At 68.7% G+C, this 18,786-nt stretch carries 16 protein-coding genes; 5 read left to right on the plus strand and 11 right to left on the minus strand.

The genetic code is table 11. From position 1 onward, the window contains the following. Positions 1-2: 2 nt before the first annotated feature. The 4 genes from DLJ53_RS23035 to DLJ53_RS23050 form a co-directional block, all read right to left on the minus strand. On the minus strand, positions 3-1,547 hold the full coding sequence (locus DLJ53_RS23035) for a Y-family DNA polymerase (protein ID WP_162409493.1): 1,545 nt from the start codon (positions 1,545-1,547) through the stop codon (positions 3-5). 5 nt (positions 1,548-1,552) lie between these two features. Next, a complete protein-coding gene (locus DLJ53_RS23040; RefSeq protein ID WP_111349572.1) occupies positions 1,553-2,251 on the minus strand; it encodes an ImuA family protein in 699 nt (232 codons plus the stop codon). A 252-nt stretch (positions 2,252-2,503) separates the two neighbouring features. Continuing rightward, the gene (locus tag DLJ53_RS23045; RefSeq protein WP_342353608.1) at positions 2,504-5,089 is read right to left on the minus strand and encodes an ABC transporter permease; all 2,586 of its coding nucleotides are present in this window, start codon (positions 5,087-5,089) and stop codon (positions 2,504-2,506) included. Continuing rightward, entirely contained in the window at positions 5,086-5,790 is a 705-nt protein-coding gene (locus tag DLJ53_RS23050; RefSeq protein ID WP_202913307.1) for an ABC transporter ATP-binding protein, read from the minus strand. Before DLJ53_RS23050 ends, DLJ53_RS23045 begins: the two co-directional genes overlap by 4 nt. A gap of 773 nt (positions 5,791-6,563) precedes the next feature. Between DLJ53_RS23050 and DLJ53_RS23055 the strand changes: the two genes are divergently transcribed. After that, positions 6,564-7,061, plus strand: coding sequence for a hypothetical protein (locus DLJ53_RS23055; protein ID WP_146620069.1), 498 nt, complete (start codon positions 6,564-6,566; stop codon positions 7,059-7,061). 1,238 nt (positions 7,062-8,299) lie between these two features. On the opposite strand, the gene DLJ53_RS23060 is transcribed toward DLJ53_RS23055, so the two are convergent. The 7 genes from DLJ53_RS23060 to rpmH form a co-directional block, all read right to left on the minus strand. After that, positions 8,300-9,310, minus strand: coding sequence for a dienelactone hydrolase family protein (locus DLJ53_RS23060; RefSeq protein ID WP_111349578.1), 1,011 nt, complete (start codon positions 9,308-9,310; stop codon positions 8,300-8,302). Between the two features lie 144 nt (positions 9,311-9,454). Next, entirely contained in the window at positions 9,455-9,910 is a 456-nt protein-coding gene (locus DLJ53_RS23065; RefSeq protein WP_111349579.1) for a hypothetical protein, read from the minus strand. Positions 9,911-10,083: 173 nt separating this feature from the next. After that, the gene (locus DLJ53_RS23070; RefSeq protein ID WP_111349581.1) at positions 10,084-10,458 is read right to left on the minus strand and encodes a hypothetical protein; all 375 of its coding nucleotides are present in this window, start codon (positions 10,456-10,458) and stop codon (positions 10,084-10,086) included. Between the two features lie 151 nt (positions 10,459-10,609). Further along, positions 10,610-11,230 (minus strand): ribosome biogenesis GTP-binding protein YihA/YsxC, encoded by a 621-nt coding sequence (gene yihA / locus DLJ53_RS23075; RefSeq protein ID WP_111349934.1) that lies wholly within the window; start codon positions 11,228-11,230, stop codon positions 10,610-10,612. A 164-nt stretch (positions 11,231-11,394) separates the two neighbouring features. After that, a complete protein-coding gene (gene yidC / locus DLJ53_RS23080) occupies positions 11,395-13,236 on the minus strand; it encodes a membrane protein insertase YidC (RefSeq protein ID WP_111349583.1) in 1,842 nt (613 codons plus the stop codon). Beyond that, entirely contained in the window at positions 13,236-13,610 is a 375-nt protein-coding gene (gene rnpA, locus DLJ53_RS23085) for a ribonuclease P protein component (protein WP_111349936.1), read from the minus strand. The genes yidC and rnpA overlap by 1 nt, the downstream gene beginning before the upstream one ends. Continuing rightward, entirely contained in the window at positions 13,607-13,744 is a 138-nt protein-coding gene (gene rpmH / locus DLJ53_RS23090; protein WP_111349585.1) for a 50S ribosomal protein L34, read from the minus strand. The genes rnpA and rpmH overlap by 4 nt, the downstream gene beginning before the upstream one ends. 589 nt (positions 13,745-14,333) lie before the next feature. On the opposite strand from rpmH, the gene DLJ53_RS23095 reads away from it, so the two are divergent. The 4 genes from DLJ53_RS23095 to DLJ53_RS23110 all read left to right on the plus strand — a co-directional run bounded on the left by DLJ53_RS23095 (position 14,334) and on the right by DLJ53_RS23110 (position 18,617). Then, entirely contained in the window at positions 14,334-15,029 is a 696-nt protein-coding gene (locus DLJ53_RS23095; RefSeq protein ID WP_111349586.1) for a TVP38/TMEM64 family protein, read from the plus strand. Next, entirely contained in the window at positions 15,026-16,429 is a 1,404-nt protein-coding gene (locus tag DLJ53_RS23100) for a dihydrolipoyl dehydrogenase family protein (RefSeq protein WP_111349588.1), read from the plus strand. Before DLJ53_RS23095 ends, DLJ53_RS23100 begins: the two co-directional genes overlap by 4 nt. Before the next feature lie 90 nt (positions 16,430-16,519). Further along, on the plus strand, positions 16,520-17,965 hold the full coding sequence (locus tag DLJ53_RS23105; protein WP_111349589.1) for a sensor histidine kinase: 1,446 nt from the start codon (positions 16,520-16,522) through the stop codon (positions 17,963-17,965). 178 nt (positions 17,966-18,143) lie between these two features. Then, the gene (locus tag DLJ53_RS23110) at positions 18,144-18,617 is read left to right on the plus strand and encodes a GNAT family N-acetyltransferase (RefSeq protein ID WP_226579544.1); all 474 of its coding nucleotides are present in this window, start codon (positions 18,144-18,146) and stop codon (positions 18,615-18,617) included. Positions 18,618-18,786: the final 169 nt, after the last annotated feature.

Below are 18,786 nucleotides of genomic sequence, written 5' to 3' on the forward strand. Positions count from 1 at the left end.
CGTCACCCGAAGAAGCCATGCAGGAACCACCGCGGCGCCGCGGTTTCACGAACGAAAAGACCCTTGCGGAAGAGCCAGAAGCGGCGTCCCTCGCGGTCCTCGACACGAAAGTAGTCACAGGTGTCGCCGCTCTCCTCGCGCCACCACTCCGGGGCGATGCGTTCGGGTCCCTCCGCCACGCTCACGTGATAGAAGACGCGCCGCCACAGGAAGCGTAAGGGCGGACCGTCCGGGACACCGGCCACCGTCTCGATCGGTTCGGGAGGGTCGAGGAGACGGAGAGGCCGCAAAGGCCCCTCCCGCGCCGGCCTCCCCCGCCGCTCCGCCTCCCAGAAACGCCGGCCATGGGCATGGCGGGCGGGGATCTTCCGGGTCTGCTGCCCGGGCTGGTGAGTGTCCACCGGTTCGAGGCGATAGACCGCCGCCGCGCCCAGCCGCTCGGACAAGGTGTCCACCAGAGCCGCCAGCTCGCGAGGCATATCGCCGACCTCCCCCAGCCGGCCCTGCCATGTCGGGACGGGCTCCAGCTCGCCAGCGTAGATGCGCATCAGATCCACGCCGCTATCGGTCTCGATCCGGGTGGACATCTCCCGCAGGCGCGGCGTCATCAGGCGGACGATGCGCCCGGGATCGTCCAAGGGCTCGCTGGCGCCGGCCATGATGTCCCGCACCGCGCCGTCGGCATGGAAAAGGCGCAGGTGGATCCGGCGCGCGCCCAGCCCCCTGGGCTGGAGCGAACGCGTCAAGGTCGCCGCCAGCTGCCCGAGGCCAGCCTCCAGGGCCTCGATATGCGAGACCGGCTCGGCGAAGGCGCGGTCGAAGACATGCGGCGAGGCCGGTGTGAGCGGGGTGATCGGCTCCTCTTCCAGACCGGCCATCTGGTCGATCCGCCTTCCGACGAGCGGTCCGAAGCGCTGGGCCAGCGGCGCGCGGGGCTGGGCGAGGACTTGGGCGACGGTCTTCAGGCCGAGCCGCTGCATGACGGCGACGGTCTCGGCCGGCAGACGCATCGACGCCGCCGGAAGTTCGCGGACGGCAGAAAGGTTCTCCCCTTCCGGCACAATGCCGCCGTTTGCGTAATGGGAGAGGGCCCAGGAGACCGCAGGCGTGTCCGCGACGGCAATGATGGCGTGAAGGCCATGGCGAGCGCACCGATGGCGCAAGGTTGCGACGAGCGCGCCCTCTCCCCCGAAGAGGTGCGCGCAGCCGGCGATATCGAGCACGAGCCCATCGGGCGGATCGAGGGCGACGAGCGGCGTATAGCGCTCGAGCGCCCGCGCGAGCGAGGTGAGAAGATTTTGATCCGCAGCCGGATCCGCCGGATGGACCACGACATCGGGGACGAGCGCCCGCGCTTCGGTAAGCGTCATGCCCGGCCGGAGCCTGGCCTCGTGCGCCGCCAGGTTGACGGCCTCGACCAGCATCGCGCCCTGCTTCTTGTCGAAGATGACAACCGGCCGGTGATGGTCGGCTTTTTCAGTCTTCCCGATCGCCAGCCGGTCGGTCTGCAGCCGGGGAAACCAGATGTAGAGGATCCTGCGCGACATGGCTTTTATCCCGGCCCCAGCCCGCCTGCCCGACGCCTGGCCGGATCCCATGCGATAATCTCCGCGGGAACCTGAGGCGGCGTGGAACCCTGAGGGTGCGTTGCGGACGTCGCGGGCAGCTTTTCGGAGACGAAGCGTCGCTCTGTCGGTTCGAACGAAACAGACTGATCTCCATATATACCCTTTTTGTTCTTAATCAAGGCCAGCCGCCAGGCGGACCAACCGAGTGTCCTCGGCCATGGGAATCCGGATCTGGAGAATGGCTCAACCTTCCAGCGGCTGAGTGCGGCCGTCGCGCCCGTCTTCCCGGCAGAAATCAGGTGAACCGGGATGTCAGATGCTGCCGATCTCAGGCTCAAACGGCGTGTGGATTTGAGATCCAGGATCCCTTTGTCGTTCTTGAGTTCGCCGATGGCGATTTCAACCGAAGGTGAGCCCAGGGCCTGCTCCAGCACCCATAGAACATCGGTCGCCTTCTTCGCATGAACGAAGAGGATGCGATCCGGGTCGATGCCGAATTCCTGCAGTCCCTGTCCCGATATGACGCCGGCTTCATGGGCCAGCAGCGTCTGGGAGACCCAGACGATCGTCCCTCCGAACGACGAAACGGCGAGCAACGACGCGACAAAGGACGACGATGACATGATGTGTGCGGCGTTCTCGCATTCGAAGATGTGCACTCCGAGGTCGAGAAAGGCGCTCATCTCTCCCAGGATTCCCGCAGGGAAACGGTTCTTGTCCCAGGCATGGGAGCGCTCTGCCCTCTGCGCTTTCCGTTCCAGGGCGCTCCCTAACCGAACCTCGGAACACGAGTGGACAAGCGCTGAAGACATGGCGCCTCAAATGGTTAATGTTCCTTACATGTTCTGATTAGGCTAGAACAAAACGCTTGTCAATGGCGGAACATCAATCTAGGATAGCAGATACCACCCAACCAGGCGCCACAAAACACGCCGCTACAAGCTACGCAGAACCAACGCCGGCCTTTCCCCCAAGGCACGCCATGTGCCGGACAGGCCGAGACCCACGGTAACGATAACGGCCACCGCAACCGCAACGAACGCCGCCCCCGGCATGAACGTGAAATCGAGCTCCATCAGGTCCGAAACGATGAACCAGCCCGCCAGAGAGCCCGCCGCCATCGAGAACACCGCCGCAGCCATCCCCAGGAGCGCATATTCGAGCCCGTAGGCGAGCAACAACGTCCTTCGTCGCGCGCCCAGCGTCTTCAGGATGACCGCATCGTAAATCCGGCTCCGGTGGCTCGCGGCCAGCGTCCCCGCCAGCACCAGAATGGAGGCGAACAACGTGATCGAGGCCGCGATACGCACCGCAAAGACGAGGTCGGAGACGATCCCGTTCACCGCCGCGAGCGCATCCTTCACGCGAATGCTGGTCACGGTCGGGAACGCATCCGTGATCGTTTTCAGCAGCTTGAGTTCCTTCTCGTCGTCCCCTCCCCCCGGAAACGAGAGGGTCGCGAGATGGGCATGAGGCGCACCGGCGAAGACGTTTGGCGAAAAAATCATCACGAAATTGATGGAGAGCGATTCCCAGTCCACCGTGCGCAGATTGGTGATCCGCGCCTCGACCTCCCGGCCGAGCACGTTGACGCGCATCGTGTCGCCGACGCCCACGCCGAGTTCCTTGGCGAGGTCGGACGCGAAGGAGACCTCGTTCTCGCCAGCCCCGGAACCAGCCCACCAGCGGCCGTCCACGACCTTGCTGTCCTTCGGCAACGTCGCCGAATAGGTGATCCCACGGTCGCCGCGAAGCACCCAGGACGCCTCGGTATCCGGCCAGTCCTCGGCAGCGATGCCGTTGATCGAGACGATCCGCCCCCGCAACATCGGCTGCGACTGGATCGCCGCGTCCGGAGCGGCCGTCTCCAGCGCATCCAGGAACGCGTCGCGCTCGTGGCTCTGAATGTCGATGAAGAAGAAACTCGGAGCTTCGGACGGCAGGGTCGAGGTCAACGTCTGTCGCAAATTCCCGTCGATCTGCGACAGGGCCACCAGCAACGTCAGGCTGAGCCCGAGCGAGAGCGTGACGGTCGGTGTCAGCGCGCCCCGTCGGTGAACATTCGCGACCGCCATGCGCACGGTGGTACGCCGGCTACGGGGCATCCGGCGCGCCAGGGCCATGATCGCGACGGCCACCACCCGGAACAACCCGAACACGACGGCCGCGCCGACGACGTACAGGAACGCGAGCCAGCGGTCGTAGGCGGTCAGCACGACCAGTCCGGTCAACACCAGTCCGGACGCAAGCGCTGCCGCCGCGAACCCGAGCGGAAATCCCGCCGCCTCGTCCGCGTCGCCACGCAGCAGGACGATGGGACGGATCCGATCCGCCCGCGCCAGCGGCAACAGGGCAAAGGTCAGCGCCGTCAAGGCCCCGAACACGGCGGCCAGAGCCAGGGCGCCGGGGAATATGCTGTTGAGGGCGGTCACCGGCAGGATCCCGTCGAGCAGAACCGCCGCCACCGGCGGGGCGACGGCCCCCAGCACCAAACCGATCGCGATACCGACAGAGGCCAGAATGGCGATCTGCATCAGATAGAGCGTCGTGACGAACCGCCGCGTGGCGCCGAGGGCGCGCAAGGTCGCGATCTGCATCCGCTTGCGGCCCAGATAGGCCCGCACAGAATTGGCGACCCCGACACCGCCGACCGCAAGCGACGTCAGGCCCACGATCGTCAGGAACTGGGCAAACCGTTCGATCGAGGCACGCAGACGCGGTGCAGCGTCGAGGCGCGTCTCCACCCGCCAGCCAGCCGACGGAAAGGTCGCCTTCGCGGTATCGAGCACGCTCTTCAGCTCAGCCTCGGTGAACGGCTTGTCCACACCACGAATGCGATAGTGCCAGCGCACAAGGCTTCCGGTCGTCACCAGACCGGTCTCATCGAGGAAGCGGAGCGGGATCATCACGCGCGGACCGAACGCCAGACCGCCGGACACACGGTCCGGCTCGCGCTCGATGACCCCGACGACGCGCCCTGTCGCCCGACCGATGGCAAGGTCGTCGCCGACAGCGATGCCGGCGGTGGTCAGCAGCGTGTCCTCCACCAGCAGCGGAACCAGGCCGTCCGGCGCAGCGCCGAATACTGCCGCCTCCGACCGCCCGTTCTCGAGTTCGAGGCTTCCGTAAAGGGGATAGGCGTCGTCGATCGCCTTCAGTTCGACCAGCATCTGCCGACCGCTCTGCGGCCGCGCCATCGCCCGCAGGGTCGCCACCGTGGACACGCGGCCCTGCTCGGCGAAGAAGGACGCCTCGTCGGGATTCGCCTGACGGTGCATCAGCGAGAAGCTGACGTCGCCTCCGAGGAGGGACTGTCCCTCCGCCGTGATGCCGCGCACGAGCCCGTAGGCGAGCGAATTGACCGCCGCGATCGTCGCCGTACCGAGCGCGATGCATGCGAGGAAAACGTAAAAGCCCCGCAGCCCGCCCCGCATCTCACGCAGGGCATATCGCCAGGCGAGCGGAATCGGGATCCGCCGCCCCTCGGGCCGGCGGGGCAGAGAAACCGCCGTGTCGCTCACCGCGCGACCTCGAACTCTACGGTCGTGACGGGTTCGACCCGGCCGGCGTGGACCCGCACGGCCTTGTCGCAGAGGCGCGCGAGCCGCGCGTCGTGGGTGACGAGGACCAGCGTCTGGCCGCGCGTCGCCTTGGCCGCGAACATGAGGTCGATGATCCCCTGGCCGGTCGTCTCGTCGAGGTTGCCGGTCGGCTCGTCGGCGAGCAGCACGGCCGGCGACGGTGCCAGCGCGCGGGCCACCGCGACCCGCTGCTGCTCGCCGCCTGAAAGCTCCGTCGGATAGTGATGCACCCGGTCGGCGAGGCCGACGCGCTGGAGTTCGGCGAGCGCCAGGTCGCGCGCCTCCGGCACCCCACCGAGTTCCAGCGGAACGGCCACGTTCTCCCACGCGGTCATCGTGGGAATGAGATGGAAGGACTGGAAGACGATGCCGATCTCACGCCCGCGGAACACCGTCAGCTCATCCTCGGAGAGCGCCGTCAGGTCGCGGCCGCTGACGCGCACCTCGCCGCGGTCGGGCCGCTCGAGGCCGGCGAGAATCATCAGCAGCGTCGACTTGCCGGAACCGGACGGCCCGATGATGGCGAGCGATTCGCCGCGCTGCACCGTGAGATCGGCGCCACGCAGCACGTCGACGGCGGAGGAGCCTCGTCCCAGCGTCAACGCGAGATCGCGGGCCTCGATCACGGGTGGGGAAGACATGCTGCGTCCTTTCGCCATGGTCGCGCCTTGGCCCGGGATGGAGCCTCAATCAACGTATGCACCCGACAAGCCAAGGCAATCGCGCATGGTTCCGCCCCGGTGCGGCCAAAGCGCCGCGGTGGGCGTCGCGCCGCCTCCGGCAACGCCCGGCCTCAAGCCTTGATCCGGCTCGACAATCGCCCTCGACCCGATGTCCCACGACGCATCGATACGGTCCGATGGGACCTCGCGGATTGCCGTTGCCTCCACGGCAACGCCGACGCCGTCCAGAAATGAGACCATAGGGTCCAGGACATGCAGATTAATGCACCGGCACCAGCAGAACAGCTCTCAGCATACTCGGACTGTCCCCCGCGCTTCAGGGAAAAGTCAAACGGCGCGGCAGGCATCGCAGCATCCGGGATAGATGCCGATCTTGCCGCAACCGCGGGGGCATCGGCTACCAAGCTTGGCGGAGTCGTCCGTCCCGTCGACGCGGTTCCGACTGTGCCGCCGATGATCGGAAGCCGGCGTCACCCGGCCTGCGAAACCGCCCACAGCCGCCGAGCAGCGCGAAGGCGTGGAGTGTCATGGACGACGTTCGGCCAGCCCCGGCGACAGCGCGTTGCGGCCGCCTCCCGGGCCTCGGATCACGGCGGGAGATGGACCCGGCTGTGGCGATCCAGACACGCCGGGGAAGCGAGCGTCGCTCCGGAGCCGCGCAAACTTTGGCGCGTGTTGAAAAAACGCTCACGCTCAGTCAGACACTTGATCGAGTGTGAAGGGGAATGGCCATGGTTCGATTTGCTGCAGCGCTGATCGCTGCCGTCTTGGCATGGCAGGTGCCAGTGGCGCACGCCGCCGATCTCGCCGCCGAACCGATCCAGCAGGGTCAGCGGTGCAACGTCTTCAGCAACTACTTCATCTGGGGCGACCCGACGAGCTGCCCCAACAAGGGCGTCCCGGAGTGCACCTCGCAGACCGTCGTCAGCGCCGCGCTCCGCTTCGCCAACCGGGCCGAGCCGGTCTACCGCGTCCCCCGGGTGACCTCCCTCACCCCGCTCGGCGAGCTGCACCAGCCGGTCTACAACCCGAGCCCGCTGGTCCGCCGCTATTGCGAGGCGACCGTGGTCCTCGACAACGGCGACCAGGCCCGCGCGTACTACTTCGTCGAAGAGGACTCGGGCTTCGTTGGCCTCACCTGGAACGTCTACGTCTGCATCGACGGGTACGATCGCTGGCGTGTGTACGACGGCCGTTGCCGCGTCGCGAAGCCCGCCCCGGCGAACTGAGACGGAGCCGATTCCGCCGCACAAGCTGAGCCCGGCGGCCCGAAAAGACCGTCGCGCGCCGCGCAATGGGCCGGCGCGCGGTGGTCACGAGGTCCCACGCCCGGCCCTGCCTCTGTGAATTGAGGCCTTGCGTCTCCGGCACCATCCGCGTCCGGCGCGGCAGTCGCCGGGACCGCCAGCATCCGGTTACGCCCTCCGACGACCGACACCAGCGTGCTGTCGTCTCGTCATCCCGTCCCGGACTCATCCGTACAGATCTCCGAATGCCGATTCCGATGGCGAGCGGAGTGCATGAGGGTCCGACCTCTGACGGGCGCCGGCGCCGGAGCACGTTACGTCGCGTCCCGGTGATGCCAAACGCCGTACCGGGTTACCGAGCGTCGAAGCGCCGTCGAGTACAGCCCGTGCGCTTTCGTACCGAACGATCGGCTTCAGGCCCGGCAACTCGCTCGGCCATCTGCCGCGGAAGCGTCGTCGGGCATACGCGCAGCCGTCCCGCGCTCGAGCTTCCGGCATTGAAAGCCGAGCATCGGTGTCGGCGCTTACAGGACAGATCACTCGTTGCGCTCTCGCCGGTCGAGCTGCGCGCACCTGCTCCTCGAATGAACGACCTTTTTGCCGAGTGACGCCTGCACTCGTGTGAAATCGTTCGCCCGCCGTTGCGAAGCGCGTCCCTCCTCGCGAACGCCGCTTCAAGCCGATCGCAAGACGGAACCGCCACTTGGCGACCGATCCAACGTGCAGAAAGACTCAGCATCTCTTGCGGAGGGCACATCGAGTTGCCGCGATCGCCCCCACCATGCGGAGGATGCCTCGAACCGATCGCGACAGAACCTCCCCTCGCGAAAGACGTCTCGTGCCTGTCGCGATTGGACCATGCCCCTCGCCAGCGACGCTCGAATGTGGCGCGATCGGTCATCACTTCCCGCAAGCGACGATCCGAACCGATTGCGATCGGTTCTCCCCCCTCGCGAACCACGCTCCGGAGGATCGCGGTCGGCCGTCCCCAAGGTGCGAGACGGTACCGCCCGAGTGCAGCGGGTCCCTTCCTTGGCCCGCAACGTCCAGGCCCCTCCGCGGCGGGCTAAGACCCCCGGCGAAAGACGTTCCGGTCCAAACGGGCCAGACACGCACGCCGCGCGTCGGCCATCCTTCCCCGACCGCATGTCGCCCACGACTGGCGGAACAACGGCAGGCCCATCGCGCCATCCACCTCACCCCGGAGGGCCGGGGCGGCGTCAGTCGGCGGCGCGGGGGAACAGGATGGGGTTGAGGAAGGTGGCGAGGTCGGCGTTGGAGCGGACGCGGACGGCCTCGTCGCCGCCGATCAGGTAGCCGTCTCGGTTGGCGCACAGCGCCAGGATCGTCGCCCGCGTCGCGGCGTTGACCATCGGCAGGGCCGAGAAGTCGTCGCGCACCGTATTGTCCGGCCCCACGGTGAAGCGGCAGTCGGCGATGTGCGTCGGCGCCCGCCACTGGCGCGAGGCACCGTCCCAGCGGTGACGCGCATCGTAGCGGCGCACGGTGACGTCGGAGCCGCCGGCGCGCAGGTCGTCCGCCAGCGCGCCGCACGCCTCGGGATCCATGATCGCGTCCTGCTCGCCCCACAGCATCAGGACCGGCGCGCCGGTGGTCGTCGGGTCGGAGAAGCGCGCGACGCAGGGCCCGTAGAAGGAGACGTGCGCGGCGAACGGCAGCGGCGGGGCGTAGGTCTCGACCACCTGCCGGTAGGCGGCGTAGATCGAGGACATGCCGCCGTAGGAGAAGCCGATCAGCGCGGTGCGGCCGGCGTCGACGTCGGGCCGGCCGTCGAGCCAGGCGAGCGTCGCGAAGGCGTCGGCGAGCGCCATCGCCTCCGTCGTCGTCATCAGCCGCTCGATGAAGCCGCCGCCGGCGCGCGGGCCGAAGACGTCGATGACGGCGACGGCAACGCCCTGCCCCGCCAGCTCGCGCGCGTAGCGGCCCTCGCGGTTGCCGCTGACGCCGCCGGCTCCGTGCAGGAGGATCGCCGCCGGGGCCGGGTTCCCGGCGCTCGCCCCGACGGCGGGGTAGAAGTCGACCGACGCGGCCTGCGGCGGCGCCTCGCCCCCTGCCGCGTCACTGAGGCTGAAGGGGCTGGAGCTCCGGACCGGGGCGTCGACGGGTCGGACCGCCGCCTCGCTCCAGCGCCCGCTCGTGTCGAGATCGGCGCTGGCGGCCCCGCCGAGGCCGAAAAGCGCGAGAGTCGCAATCAGGGCATGATTAAGCATGAGCGCAAATGTCGACCCCGCCGGGCAGCGATCAAGGCGCCGCCTTGCCGCAGCACTCAACCGGGCCCCCCAGGTGCCGTGCCTCCGTGGGGGCCGCCTGCGCGGCGCACGCGTCCCGCTTCGGCCCGCCGGGTCGGCTGCTCGTCAGAGGCGGCCGAGATTTTCGAGCTCGGGAAAGGGCTGGTAGCTGAGGCCGCGGCCGTTCATCTCGGTGCACTGCGCGTGGTCCTCGCTGGCGGAGCGGACGCTGCGCGGGCCGAGCTCGAACTGCACGATCTGGCGGCCGGCGTAGCCGCCATAGCCGTTCTTCGCGTTGAGCTGAACGCATACGATGGTCCGCTCGCGGGTCGAGCTCTCGGCCTGCATGCCGTAGGCGGAGATCTCCGCGTCGCGGATCGAATAGGGGTCGCGGAACTCGTTGCGGACGTAGCCGATGATCGCCTCTTTCTGCCAGGCGGTCGGCGGACCCTTGATGTAGATCGGCACCTCGACGTAGACGGCCTCCGGCTCCTTCGCCTTGAAGAGGCCGAGGTCGGCGGTGTTGCAGCCCACAAGGACGAGGCAGAGCGGGGCCGCGGCGATGATGCGAAGGCACGGCATGGGAGGTCACCAAAGGCTCATCTCACGCCGAGATTGAGTTTTCCTGCCCGAAACAACAACCCAAAGGTGTTGTCCGCAACGGCAGTGCGGGCCGGCCTGCGCTCACTGTGGTGAAGGCGCAACGAAAGCCGCGCTTTAGTGCATCGACGGCGCCGGGTGCCGCGACGCTCGGCTCAGGGGCACTCGTTGTGGTCGACGAAGCGGCGCTTCAGCCAGCCGGCCAGCGTGGTGTCGCCCCCGAACAGCTTCACCGGGCACCAGCGCGCGCCGAGCGGCAGGTTCGACGGCGTGCACACCGAGAACTCCGCCTGGTGCACCTGGAAGAGGTCAGCGTTGGCGAGGTTCGGTGCGTCGAGGGCGATGATGTACTCCCCGTTCCAGTCGACCGCGGTGACCACGGCGGACGACGAGGTCGGGCTCGCCCGCACGTTGAGGGGGTCGGACGGGCCGACGTTCGGCCGGTAGCAGCCCCATCCGGAGGTCGCCGCCGCCGGCGAGGCGATGACGGCTCCGCCGAGGGCGAGGACGATGGCGGCGGTGATGCGCATGACGCGGGATCCTGAGCGAGACCGCCACAGGCTGACGCGCCCCCTTCCCCGCGTCAACCGGAGCGCGAGGGCGCGGCCGGTCAACCCTTCTCACAAGCCGGTGCCTGGCTAGCGAGCCCGGTGCCACCAGCTCGCGGCGCGGGAGTGGGGGTCAGCCGCGCTCGGCGGCGAGCGTCGCGATGGCGGCGCGCAGCTCCGCGATGCCGTCGCCCTTGGCCGAGGAGGTCAGCAGCACCTCGGGGTGCGCGGCCGGGCGGCGGCGCAGGGCGTCTTCCGTGGCCTTGATCGACGCGGCACTGGCGGAACCCGCCTTGTCGCACTTCGTCAGCACCGCCTGGTAGGAGATGGCGGCCTCGTCCATCACCCCCATCGCCTCGATGTCCACCGGCTTGGGGCCGTGGCGGGCGTCGATGAGGAGGTAGACGCGGGCAAGGTTCGGTCGGCCGCGCAGGTAGTCGAAGACGAGCGCGGTCCAGGCCGCGACCTCGGCCTTGGGGGCCTTGGCGTAGCCGTAGCCCGGCATGTCGACGACCACGGGCCCGACACCGTCGGACCGCGCGAAGAGGTTGAGCGCGCGGGTGCGGCCGGGCGTGTTGGACGAGCGGGCGAGCTGCTTCTGCCCGACCAGCGCGTTGAGGAGGGAGGACTTGCCGACGTTGGAGCGGCCGGCGAAGGCGACTTCCACCGGGCCGGACGCCGGCAGATGCTTGATGGAGTGGCAGGCGCGGGTAAACACCCAGTCCCCGGCGAAGAGGACGCGACCGGCTTCCAGCGCCTCGGCGGCCTCGGGATCGGGCGCCGCGCCTGCGTCCGGCGCCGCACCGGTTACGTCAGCCGAAAAGCCCGGCTCAGGCTGAGCCTGACCGGGCGCGTCCTGCGCGCCGGGCGCAGGAGCCGGCGACGCGGGGGGCGTCGCCGGGGTATCGTCGGGCCCGCTCAGGTGGCGCTCTTCTTCTTCTGGCCGCGCCGGAAGATCGACGCGATGTTGCCCCACAGCTCCACCTTCACCCCGTGGCGCCGCATGATCACGTACTGCTGCAGCACCGAGAGCGAGTTGTTCCACGCCCAGTAGATCACCAGACCCGCCGGGAAGGAGGCGAGGAGGAAGGTGAAGAAGATCGGCATGATGTTGAAGATCATGGCCTGGGTCGGGTCCGGCGGCGTCGGGTTCATCTTCATCTGCAGCCACATCGTGCAGCCCATGATGAGCGGCCAGACGCCGATGTGCAGGAAGCTGCCGACCATCGGGATCATCATCGGGTCGTAGGGCAGCAGGCCGAAGAGGTTGAAGACCGTCGTCGGATCCGGTGCGCTGAGGTCGTTGATCCAGCCGAAGAAGGGCGCGTGCCGCATCTCGATGGAGACGAAGATGACCTTGTAGAGCGAGAAGAAGACGGGGATCTGGATGACGATCGGGATACACCCGGCGAGCGGGTTCACCTTCTCCTTCTTGTACAGCTCCATCATCGCCTGTTGCTGCTTCACGCGGTCGTCTTTGTACCGCTCCTGCATGTCTTTGATCTTCGGCTGCAGGGCCTTCATCTTCGCCATGGAGGTGTAGGCGCGCTGGGCCAGCGGGAAGAACAGGAGCTTGACGAGAACCGTCGTGATCAGGATCGCGACGCCGAAGTTGCCGACGACGCTCTGGATCCAGTCCAGCAGATAGAACATCGGCTTGGTGATGAAGTAGAACCAGCCCCAGTCGATCAGCAGGTTGAAGCGATCGATGCCGAGGGATTCCTCGTAGGACTGGATGAGGCGGGTCTTCTTCGCGCCGGCGAACACGCGGTTCGTGATGGCGGTCGCCTCGCCCGGCGCGACGGTCACGGCGTCGGCGAGGTAGTCGGCCTGGTAGGCCGGCGTGCCGTTCAGCGAACGGTAGAGGAAGCGCGGGTTGAACGTCGTGCCCGGGTCCGGGATGACGGTCGTCGCCCAGTACTTGTCGGTGATGCCGAGCCAGCCGGAGTCGGAGCGGGCGAGGTTCTGCGTCCCCTCCTCCGAAACGGCCTTGTACTTCTCCTGGACGAGGCCCTCCTCGCCGAGGACGCCGATGAAGCCCTCGTGCAGGATGAAGTAGCCCAGCGTCGGAATGTCGCCCTCACGCCGCACGCGGCTGTAGGGGTGAAGGGCGATCGGCTGATCGGTGTTGTTCTGCACCGTCTGCTCGATCGTGAACATGTAGTGGTCGTCGACCGAGATGTTGCGGCGGAAGACGACGCCCGCGCCGTTGTCCCATTCGATGGTGACCGGCGTGTCGGTGGTCAGCTTCTCGCCGGTGACGAGGCTCCACACGGACGCGGAGGTCGGGACGGCGATGTCCTGGCCCGAGGCGGGGACCCAGCCGGTCTCGACGAAATAGGGCTGCGCGGTGCCGGCGGGGGCCAGCAGCACCACCTCGTCGGACGAGGGGTCCGGCGTGACGTGGTAGTTGCGCAGCTTCAGGTCGTCGAGGCGGCCGCCCGCGAGGTTGATCGAGCCGTCGACGCTGGGCGTCGCGATCGGCACGCGCGGCGCGTCGGCCGTGGTGGTGTCGCCGCCGGGCGTCTGCGCCTGCGGGACGTCGGCACCGTCGGCGCGCGGGGCGGACGGAATGTCGCTGCCGGGCGCGGTGGTACCGGCATTGTCGGTGGCCTGGTCGGTCTGCTGGGCGACGATCTGCTGTTCCTGCTCGGCCTGACGCTGAGCCTCCATCTGCGGCTGGATGAAGAAGAACTGCCACAAGACGATCACCGCCAGCGACAGGCCGATGGCGAGGAACATGTTGCGATTTTCGCCCATTACGCTCTCTTTCGGACCTCTGGTCGGTCGAGTTTCGCGCCCGCTGCGCCGAGCGCCTGTCTGAGCTCTTCGCCGAGGTCGGCGAACGGCTCGCCGAGTGCCTCCCGGCGTGCCACGATCACATAGTCGGTGGCGCTGTCGAATTCATCATGAATTTCGGACGCAATTGCGCGCAGCCGCCGCTTGATACGGTTGCGCACCACCGCATTGCCGACTTTCTTCGTAACCGTGAAGCCGACCCGCGGCCCGGACACTGCCTCATTTGCCTCGTCACGTCGACGCGCCTGCAGTGTAAAACCGGGTTTATGAACTCGAACGCCTTTTGCGACGGCCTTGAACTCGGACCGTCGCTTCAGTCTCGCCGGATTGCTCAGGCGGACAGCTTCTTGCGGCCCTTCGCGCGGCGCGCGTTGATCACCGAGCGACCACCCTTGGTGGCCATACGAGCCCGGAAACCGTGCCGACGCTTGCGGACGAGCTTGGAGGGTTGATAGGTGCGTTTGGTCATGACCGCCTCGCCTGACGACGGTGGCCACCGCAGCGCCAATCCCCAGCGCGGCCGCATCCCTCCCGTCGGAACAATGAAAAAGGGAGCGCTCGGCCCCCTGTCTCATGCCTCTATATGAACGCCGACCCGCAGTGTCAACGACACCCCTGCGCGCGAGGGAACCATTCTGTGGTCACGCAACCTTGAGGCCGGCTCCACCTCGCAACGGGGGGACGACCTCGCTACGTCTACCGGCAGAGCAGGATTTATAGACACCGAAGGGCTGATGGCGCACCCCACCCGGCAACACAACGACGGCGCTCTGGACCCCGGCCCCGCGAAAGGCCCGCATCCGGACACCGGGCACGCGACGCCGGCGGATCGGCCCGGGGGACGAACCGGCAAGGAGACCGTCGCCAGGGATACGGCGGCCGGGGAAACCGTGGCGGCCGGCCCGCCCGACCGGCGACCGTCCGACCGGCCGGCGCCGCCCGCCCCCTCTGGAGCCCCCTCCCCGGCAGCTTCAGTCCCGGCAGCCCCCCCGGCGGCCGATCGCCCGGCCCGGCTGTCGCTGCGACGGCTGTGGCCCCTGATCCTGCTCGCGGCGGCGATGGCGGCGTTCTACGCGGCGGGCCTCAACGACTACATTTCGCTCGATGCCATCATCCGCAACAACGAGCGGCTGCGGGAGGCGCTGGAGGACAATCTCGCCGCCACCGTCGCCGCCTACCTCGGCATCTACGCGCTCGCCGTGGCGGTGTCGTTTCCGGGGGCGAGCCTCATCACCATCGTCGGCGGCTTCCTCTTCGGCGCCGTCCTCGGCACGGCGCTGACGGTGGTCGCGGCCACCGCGGGCGCGACCGTCATCTTCCTCGCCGCAAAGAGCTCGCTCGGCGGCGTCCTGCGCGAGCGGGCCGGACGGTTCGCGCAGCGCTTCACCGAAGGCTTCAACGAGAACGCCTTCAACTACCTTCTCTTCCTGCGCCTCGTCCCGCTCTTTCCCTTCTGGCTCGTCAATGTCGCGCCGGCGATCTTCGACGTGCCGCTGCGCGTCTACGTCATCGCCACCGCCGTCGGGATCATTCCGGGGACCTTCGCCTACACGCTGGTGGGCGACAGCCTCGGCGGGCTGATCGCAGCGCAGGAGCGGGCCAACCCCGGCTGCGCCGACGCGGGGACGTGCCAGATCGAGCTCGGCGCCCTCCTCACGCCCGGCGTCATCGCCGCGATCGTCGCGCTGTCGGTCGCGGCGCTGATCCCGGTGGCGCTGAAGCGCTGGCGCAAGGCGAAGGGGGCGGCCCGTTGAGCGAGACACCCTACGACATCGCCGTCATCGGCGCCGGCTCCGCCGGGCTCACGGTGGCCGCCGCCGCGGCGACCTTCGGACAGAGCGTCGTCCTCATCGAGCGCGGCAAGATGGGCGGGGACTGCCTCAACTACGGCTGCGTGCCCTCCAAGGCGCTGATCGCCGCGGCGCGGCACGCCCACGCCGCCCGCGCCGGTGCGGGCCTCGGCGTCCACGCCGCCCCGTCGGTGGACTACGGCGCCGTGCACCGGCATGTCCATGACGTCATCGACGGCATCGCGCCGCACGATTCGGTGGAGCGGTTCGAGGGGCTCGGCGTGACCGTGATCCAGGCGAGCGCGCGGTTCACGGGGCCGGACGTGCTCGAGGCGGGCGGACGGACGATCCGGGCGCGACGATTCGTCGTCGCCACCGGCTCCAGCCCCGTCGTGCCCCCCATCGAGGGCCTCGCCGAGTGCGATCCCCTCACCAACGAGACGCTGTTCGACCTCACCGCCCTCCCCGCGCGCCTCGCCATCATCGGCGGCGGACCGATCGGCTGCGAGATGGCGCAGGCGATCCACCGCCTCGGCGCCGCGGTGACGGTGGTGGAAGGCGCCACCATCCTCTCGAAGGAGGACCCGGAGGCCGCCGACGTCGTGCGCCGCGCGATGACCGCCGAGGGGGTGAACCTGATAGAGGGAGCGACGGTCGCCCGCTGCACCCGCTCGGGCGACGAGAAGACGCTGCACCTGTCGGACGGACGCGCCGTCACCGCCGAGGCCATCCTGGTCGCCGTCGGCCGCCGCCCCAACCTCGACCTCGGCCTCGACGCGGCGGGCGTCGCGGCGACGGCGAAGGGGATCACCGTCGACAGGCGGATGCGCACCTCCAACAAGCGCATCTATGCCATCGGCGACGTCACCGGCGGGCTGCAGTTCACCCACGTCGCCGGCCACCAGGCGAGCCTCGCGGTGAAGTCGATCGTCTTCCGCATGCCGGTCACGTACGACCCGGCGCTGATGCCCCGCTGCACCTACACGAGCCCCGAGCTCGCCCAGGTCGGCCTGACCGAGGCGGAGGCCCGCGCCGCCGACCCGAAGGCCGAGGCCTGGGTCGCCCCCCTCTCCGGCAACGACCGCGCGCGCGCCGACGCGGCGACCGAGGGCTTCGTGAAGCTCGTCCTCAGCGGGCGCGGCAAGCTCCTCGGCGCGACCGTCGTCGCCCCGACGGCGGGCGACATCGTCGCCACCTACGCCCTCGCCCTCGCCGCAAAGGTGTCGCCGGCGACGATCGCCTCGTTCACCCCCGCCTACCCGACCCTCTCCGAAGCCGGCAAACGGGCCGCGACACTTTATTTCGGCAAAAAGCTCGATAAGAAGTGGGTCCGGTCCCTACTCGCCTTTCTGAAGCGCGTGTGAGACCTTCCGGCCACGCACATCGCTCGGCATTGTGCAATTACCAACAATGAGATGCCGAGACGGGGCACGCTGGTCTAAGGTGGGCGGGCCATGGCCATGATGATGACGAAAACGGAGCGTGTCCCGGCACGCGCATCGTTGGGGACGAAACTTCTCGTCCTGACGATCGTGTTCGTCATGGTGTCGGAAATCTTCATCTTCGTTCCGTCGATCGCCAACTACCGCAACAACTGGCTGCGCGATGCGCACCGCAACGCCTCCGTCGCGGCCGCGATCATCGCCGAGACGCCGAACGTCCCCGAAGGCCTCAAGCTGCGCCTTCTGACCGCGACCAACACCATCGCGATCTCCCACCGCGAGGGGAATCGGCGCCGCCTCCTCGCGATGGCGATGCCGCCCACCAGCGTCGACCGGCACATCGAGCTCGGCAACGAGACGATCTTCCAGTCCATCGTCTCCGCATTCGACACGCTGTTCGCCCCCAACGGACGCATCATCCGCGTCACCGCGATGCCGGACGGCCTCGACGAGGAGGTCGACATCATCCTGGAGGAGACGCCGCTGCGGCAGGCGATGCTCGCCTACTCCTGGAACATCCTCGCCCTGTCGCTCGTCATCTCCATCGTCACGGCGATCCTCGTCTACATGTCGCTGCGCTGGCTCTTCGTGCGGCCGGTCCGCCGCCTCGCCGACGCGATGATCGACTTCGCCACCGACCCCGAGGACACGAGCCGCACCATCATCCCCTCCGGCCGCACCGACGAGCTGGGCGAGGCCGAGCGGAGCCTCGCCGCCATGCAGCACCAGCTCTGCGACACGATGATCGAGCGGCGCCGCCTCGCCGAGCTCGGCATGGCGGTCTCCAAGATCAACCACGACCTCAGGAACCTCCTCGCCTCGGCGCAGCTCTTCTCCGACCGCCTCGCGATGGTGCAGGACCCGACCGTGCAGCGGTTCGTCCCCAAGCTGGTGCGCGCGCTCGACCGTGCCGTCGGCTACACCTCCGGCGTGCTCGCCTACGGGCGCGCGGGCGAGGCGCCGCCGAGCCGCCGTCTCGTCGACCTCCACCATCTCGCCGCCGACGTCGGCGAGATCCTCGGCCTCGACACGCACCCCAACATCGACTTCCGCATCATCATCGAGCATGAGATCGAGGTCGACGCGGACCCGGACCAGCTCTACCGCGTCCTCATGAACCTGTGCCGCAACGCCATGGAGGCGCTGGAGTCGAGCGACCACGACAGCGTGGTGCGCCGCCTCGCCATCGCCGCCGAGCGGTCGGGATCGGTCGTTCGCATCGTCGTCTCCGACACGGGGCCCGGGATTCCCGCCAAGGTGAAGCAGAGCCTCTTCCAGCCGTTCAAGGGCAACGGGCGCCGGGGCGGCACCGGGCTCGGCCTCGCCATCTCCGCCGAGCTCGTGCGCGCCCACGGCGGCAGCCTGACGCTGATCGACGCGCCCACCGGCGCGAGCTTCGAGATCATCATCCCCGACCGGCCCATCGACCTCTCGGTCCGCCGCGCCGCGATCGCCTGACGTCAGGACGCCGCCGCAGCCGGGCGGCCGCCGGACGCACACCCGAACGTGACCCCCCTGCGCGCCTCACCCGCTTGACCCCCGCGGCGCGCACGGCCCACCTGCGCCGGCCGTGAACCGATACCGCGCCATGCCCCCTGCCGCGTCACCTGCGTCATCCCGAGCCGAGCCCCGGCCCGTGCCGCCCGAGATCACCTTCGTCCGCCTGCCGGACGTGCCGGCCGGCGAGATCATCGCCCACATGTCCGACCCGCGCGTCGCACGGCACATGCCGCTCCTCGACTTCGCCTGGGACGAGGCCCGGCTCGCCGGGTTCGTCGCCGCGAAGGAAGCGTGCTGGACGCGCGACGGGCTCGGCCACTGGGGGATTCTCGCCGGCGGCGCCTATGTCGGCTGGGGTGGCTTCCAGAGGGAGGGCGACGAGTGGGACTACGGGCTCGTCCTCCGGCCGGACCGCTTCGGACTCGGCCTTCCGGTCACCCGGAAGGCCCTCGCAATCGCCAGGTCCGACGCCAGGATCCCTTACGTGACCTTCCTCCTCCCCCCGTCGCGCAGGCACCTCGGCGCGCTTAGGCGGATCGGTGCCGCGCCGGTCGGGACGGTCGAGCACGCCGGCGCCCGGTTCCTGAAATTCCGCCTCGACACCCGCTGACGGCGACCGGCCGGCAAGGCCGATCCGCGCCGATCCCGGGCGGCGGGAGGGGCTTTGCCAAATCCGGCGCGGGCGCTAGGATCGCCGCCTGACCGTTCGGCGGACGCCCGGCATGGCTGCTGGCGCGCCCTCGCCCTCTTGTGTTTGCGCTCCGTCAACCTTATACCCC

Origin of the sequence: Acuticoccus sediminis, assembly GCF_003258595.1 — a bacterium.
Lineage (GTDB): Bacteria > Pseudomonadota > Alphaproteobacteria > Rhizobiales > Amorphaceae > Acuticoccus > Acuticoccus sediminis.

Bases quoted from the DNA above. Each gene is read 5' to 3' on its own strand.
- DLJ53_RS23035 (WP_162409493.1), bottom strand. From the start codon at position 1,547: ATGTCGCGCAGGATCCTCTACATCTGGTTTCCCCGGCTGCAGACCGAC.
- DLJ53_RS23040 (WP_111349572.1), bottom strand. From the start codon at position 2,251: ATGAGCGCCTTTCTCGACCTCGGAGTGCACATCTTCGAATGCGAGAAC.
- DLJ53_RS23050 (WP_202913307.1), bottom strand. From the start codon at position 5,790: ATGTCTTCCCCACCCGTGATCGAGGCCCGCGATCTCGCGTTGACGCTG.
- DLJ53_RS23055 (WP_146620069.1), top strand. From the start codon at position 6,564: ATGGTTCGATTTGCTGCAGCGCTGATCGCTGCCGTCTTGGCATGGCAG.
- DLJ53_RS23060 (WP_111349578.1), bottom strand. From the start codon at position 9,310: ATGCTTAATCATGCCCTGATTGCGACTCTCGCGCTTTTCGGCCTCGGC.
- DLJ53_RS23065 (WP_111349579.1), bottom strand. From the start codon at position 9,910: ATGCCGTGCCTTCGCATCATCGCCGCGGCCCCGCTCTGCCTCGTCCTT.
- DLJ53_RS23070 (WP_111349581.1), bottom strand. From the start codon at position 10,458: ATGCGCATCACCGCCGCCATCGTCCTCGCCCTCGGCGGAGCCGTCATC.
- yidC (WP_111349583.1), bottom strand. From the start codon at position 13,236: ATGGGCGAAAATCGCAACATGTTCCTCGCCATCGGCCTGTCGCTGGCG.
- rpmH (WP_111349585.1), bottom strand. From the start codon at position 13,744: ATGACCAAACGCACCTATCAACCCTCCAAGCTCGTCCGCAAGCGTCGG.
- DLJ53_RS23095 (WP_111349586.1), top strand. From the start codon at position 14,334: ATGGCGGCGTTCTACGCGGCGGGCCTCAACGACTACATTTCGCTCGAT.
- DLJ53_RS23105 (WP_111349589.1), top strand. From the start codon at position 16,520: ATGGCCATGATGATGACGAAAACGGAGCGTGTCCCGGCACGCGCATCG.